The sequence below is a fragment of the Chryseobacterium sp. MYb7 genome, from assembly GCF_002979455.1.
Taxonomy (GTDB): domain Bacteria; phylum Bacteroidota; class Bacteroidia; order Flavobacteriales; family Weeksellaceae; genus Chryseobacterium.
In genome coordinates this window covers 1-4,428 of the sequence record NZ_PCOU01000061.1, presented here as the reverse complement: position 1 = coordinate 4,428, position 4,428 = coordinate 1, and the positions used below count along the sequence as shown (strand labels likewise).

The window sequence follows — 4,428 nt, the reverse complement described above, 5'->3', positions numbered from 1 at the left end:
GTTCCTGCAAAAGACTATGTAAAAAGCAGAGCGTTACAGGTAGAAGATTTAGAAATAGGCTTTAACAGCGGACAGCTCCATTATGCAGAAAGGAAAGGCGGAGAAAAAGGATTGATACAAAAACTAATAGAAATCGGTTTATTATCCTTAGCCGGAACTAACAGCAGAACAGGGGGACAAGCCTATAAAACCTTTGGAATAAAAAGCATTGTTTTTCCTTTGAAGAATAAATCCGGAGAAATCGTAAGCTTTTATTTTAGAAGTATTGTAAACGATGATAAAGCAAAACATTTTTATCTAAAAAATCGCAGCGGAATTTACCCTCATTATCCTGATAAGAATACAAAGAAACTGATAGTAACAGAGGCAATTATAGATGCAGCATCATTACTCCAGATAAAAGATATTGTCCGCAAAGGTTGTCACACTGAGCTTGTCGAAGTGATAGCGTGTTTTGGAACAAACGGACTTACTGAAGAAATCCTGAACGCAGTAAAAGAACTCAAAGAATTAGAGGAAATTATATTTTGTTTTGACAATGACGATGCAGGAAAGAAAGCGGTTAAGAAATATGCAGAAGAATTTAAAAATTATAAAGTCTCTACAATTGAACTTCCGAACAATGATATAAACGAAACGCTGCAATTGCATGACGAAAGTATATTTTTAGAGCTATTAGAAAGGAGAAAAGATATTTTTCTTTCATCTGAAAATAAAGAAGTTAAATCAAAGGTTACAGGTTCGAATCCTGTCGAGATTAAGAACTCGCCAACTGATTTTTTAGAGCAAAAAGATTTACTAAAATCCTTAAACCAACTCATCGAAAAAAGTGGAATAATTGGCGAAGAGAACAGCAGATTACTATTGTTCCTGATTACAATAAGTTACCTAAATAAAAGTCCGCTGCACGGTATTGTCCAGGGAAGTTCCGGAAGCGGAAAAACACACATTATCAGCAGAATTGCCGATATGATGCCGCAGGAAGACGTGCTGAGATTTACGAGAATTACAGAATCTAGTTTGTATAATTGGGGCGAGTTCGATCTGTTCCAAAAGATCATTATCATTGAAGATTTGGACGGTTTAAAGGAAGATGCTTTGTATGCGCTGAGAGAATTTATATCAAACCAGGTACTCAGAAGTTCGGTCACCATCAAGGATAAAAAAGGAAATAATAAATCGAGCCATAAGATCGTGAAAGGACAATTTAGCAGTTTATCAGCAACGACAAAAGGAGAATTGTATGAGGACAATATGAACCGGAGCTTTATTGTCGCCATTAATGAAAGCGAAGAGCAGACCGAGAAAATAATATCCTATCAGAACCGCAGGAATGCCGGAGAAATTGATAGAAATATACAGGAAAAAGCAATCAGTTTTATACAAAAGTTGGTAAGAAATTTAAAGCATTACGAAGTTATAAATCCGTTTGCAACCCAAATACAGCTACCCAATAATGTAAAGAATAAAAGGCGTTTAAATGAAATGTTCCAGAGTATTATAAAGCAGATTACTATTATACATCAATATCAGAGAGTAACCAAAGACAATTTTTTGCTCACAGAAATCGAAGACATAGAGAATGCAGTAGAGATATTATTCGAGAGCATTATTTTAAAAATAGATGAATTAGACGGAAGTTTAAGACAGTTTTTTGAGAAATTAAAGAAAGCTTTTGAACACAGGGAATTTAACCGTTTTGAAGCAATGGAAATCACAGGATTTAAAAAGACACAATTACAGTTCTACCTGAATGAATTGGTAAGATTGGAATATTTAAAACAGATTGGTTTTGCCAATAAAGGATTTAAGTATAAAATCTCATACAGTGATAATATACAGAGAGTCAGGAAAGATTTAAAAGAAGCATTTACGAAGCAGTTGGAGCAATTAAAAACCGAACACAAGCGAACGCTAAACGGAAGCCAAACGAACACTAAACTATCAATAAAATCCGATAAATAAAGGAAATTTAGTTAGCGTTCGGAAAAACCGGAAATATTACAAAAGCTTTTTAATCGTACTTATTAAAACAATGGAAAACTTCAGAAGATATTTAGAGCTTCGGAACTATCAGAAAAAGAATATCAAAAGGATATTATCAATAGTCAGAGAATACGAAGAATACAGAGAAAAAGGGAATCTTCCGTCAGAATATATTATTTATCTGAAACAGAGAAAAAATAAAAATAATCCTAAGAAATTATTAAGCAACAGCACCGTAAACAATCATTTAACCGCTCTGAAATTATACAAAAGTTATCGGAAAGAAATCGAGCAGAAAGAAACCAATCTTGTGATATGCAGAAGTCTTAAAACCCATATTCCGGAAATAGAAATATTAAGTCCGGAAGAAATACAAAACCTCTTTGAAAGTGCGATTAATACAAGAGATAAAGCCGTATTAGCAAGTCTGTATTATTTAGGATTAAGAGCAGGAGAATCAGCAGAACTATTACTCGGAGATGTAGATTTAGAAAATGCAAAAGTACTTGTAAGAAAATCCAAAACAGGCTATCAGAGAGAAGTTCCGATACACAGCAAAGCAAGAGATATTTTTGAAGAATATATAAAAGAAAGAATCTATAAAGGAGAATGTTTTTTACAGGGATTAAAAGGAAATATGACATCTGCCGGAATATTATTTATTGTAGAAAAGATTGCAGAAAAAAGCAGTATAAAAAAGAAAATATATCCACATTTATTAAGACACAGCATTGCAACCCATTTACTCAAAAACGGAATGGAGTTAGAAAAAGTCAGCAGGTTTTTAGGACACAGAAGTTTAGAAAGTACAAGAAGATACACCCACTTATGAAAGAATTTTTACACTACCTGAAAGAAAATTACCACTATACAGAAAGTACGATTACAGAAAAAGAAAAGCAGGTTTTGTTATGGGAAAATCTATGTTCAAGGAAACAGAATTTTGATAAACTCAATACAGCAGAACTATTAAAAATCGTAGAATTATTACAGAAAAAATATGCATTAATCACGGTTAATAATCAAATCAGAACCATAGAACAATACCTTGATTATCTTCAATTGAAAGGAAAAAGAAAAGACCATCCATTAAAAAACTTTAGAATAAAAATACCAAAAAGACCTTTAATTACAGGATTTTTAACCGAAGAAGAATTACAGAATATTGAGAAAGAATTTAGAGAAAAGAAATATAAGAAAGGACAGTTTGAACTCTATGGAAAACGCAATCAGCTCATTTTAGGATTAATGATTTATCAGGCTTTAAATACAGGAAGTTTAAGAGAGTTAAAAGTAAAGGGTATTGATTTAGAGAAAGGATTGATAAAAGTTCCTGAAGCCACAGAAAACAGATTGAAAGAAAGGATTTTACCGTTAGAAGCTTCGCAGATTTTAGAACTCTACAAATACATCACAGAAACAAGACCGGAATTATTACAAATCTCAAAGACGGTAAAAGAAACCGATAAACTGTTTATTATTGGAGAAAACACAAAATTTAGCAGCATCACAAAACAAATCCGGAAACAGATAAATGTTCCAAGTTTACAGCAAATCAGAAACAGCAGGATTAACTTGTGGCTGAAACAATACAATTTAAGAGAAGTTCAGTATAAAGCAGGATTTAGATATTTAAGAAGCTTAGAATATTTTAACCAGACCGAACTTGAAAATCTGAAACAGGAAATTGAGAAATATCTGAAGTAAAAACGCCCTCGCTTGCATTTTGGTTAAATATCCCGCCCTCCAAATAAAAAAGACATTTTCCTCCAACGCTTTGCCCGAGCTTGTCCGACGCTTTAATGCCACAGCAAATTACATAATAGACATTATACGCAAATTGCCAACGCAAACCGTTGTTCTCCGCTTCGCTACGCACAAACCAACACCATTTTTGCCTATAATGTGATATTATGCAAAATGCTTTCCTACGCTCCGTTTTTGAGAAAAACTTCGCTTCCAACGCTTTTAGCCGACACCTTTTCCAAATCTTTCCAGCCACAGAAAAAGACTTTTTCTCCAACGCTTCAACCACCCGAAATATGGAAAAATGCGCCATCGCTGAATGAAGCCAGGAATAGAAATTTTAGTAGGTAAAAGAATGTGGATTTGTGGATAAAGCCAACTCCGAAACCTACACCGATTTTACCCACAAGTCCACATTTACAACAACAGCGACAACAAAACAACTCTTATTTTTTCAATTGAAAGAAAAAAATCTATCGAAAAAAACATAAAATTTTATTTTTCAACTGAAAAAGAAATATTACTTTTGAAAGAAGCGAGCAAGAGCAGACGTTCACAGTGTAAAGCCTCGCACGAGAAAAACCGGAGTAGGCAAATCCTAAAAAGTGAAGTAGACTACGGAATGTATGACTATGGAGCCAGAATGTATATGCCGGATATTGGAAGATGGGGTGTTGTAGACCCGCTGGCGGAACA

Annotated in this window: 3 protein-coding genes; all 3 read left to right on the top strand. The window is 33.9% G+C overall.

Annotated elements, in window-relative coordinates:
• On the top strand, nt 1–1,965 hold a 1,965-nt coding region (locus tag CQ046_RS23310; protein WP_105704553.1), incomplete at its 5' end, for a toprim domain-containing protein.
• 70 nt (nt 1,966–2,035) lie between these two features.
• Nucleotides 2,036–2,818 (top strand): tyrosine-type recombinase/integrase, encoded by a 783-nt coding sequence (locus CQ046_RS23305; protein ID WP_105704552.1) that lies wholly within the window; start codon nt 2,036–2,038, stop codon nt 2,816–2,818.
• Nucleotides 2,815–3,693 (top strand): tyrosine-type recombinase/integrase, encoded by an 879-nt coding sequence (locus CQ046_RS23300; protein WP_105704551.1) that lies wholly within the window; start codon nt 2,815–2,817, stop codon nt 3,691–3,693. The genes CQ046_RS23305 and CQ046_RS23300 overlap by 4 nt, the downstream gene beginning before the upstream one ends.
• Nucleotides 3,694–4,428 lie beyond the last annotated feature (735 nt).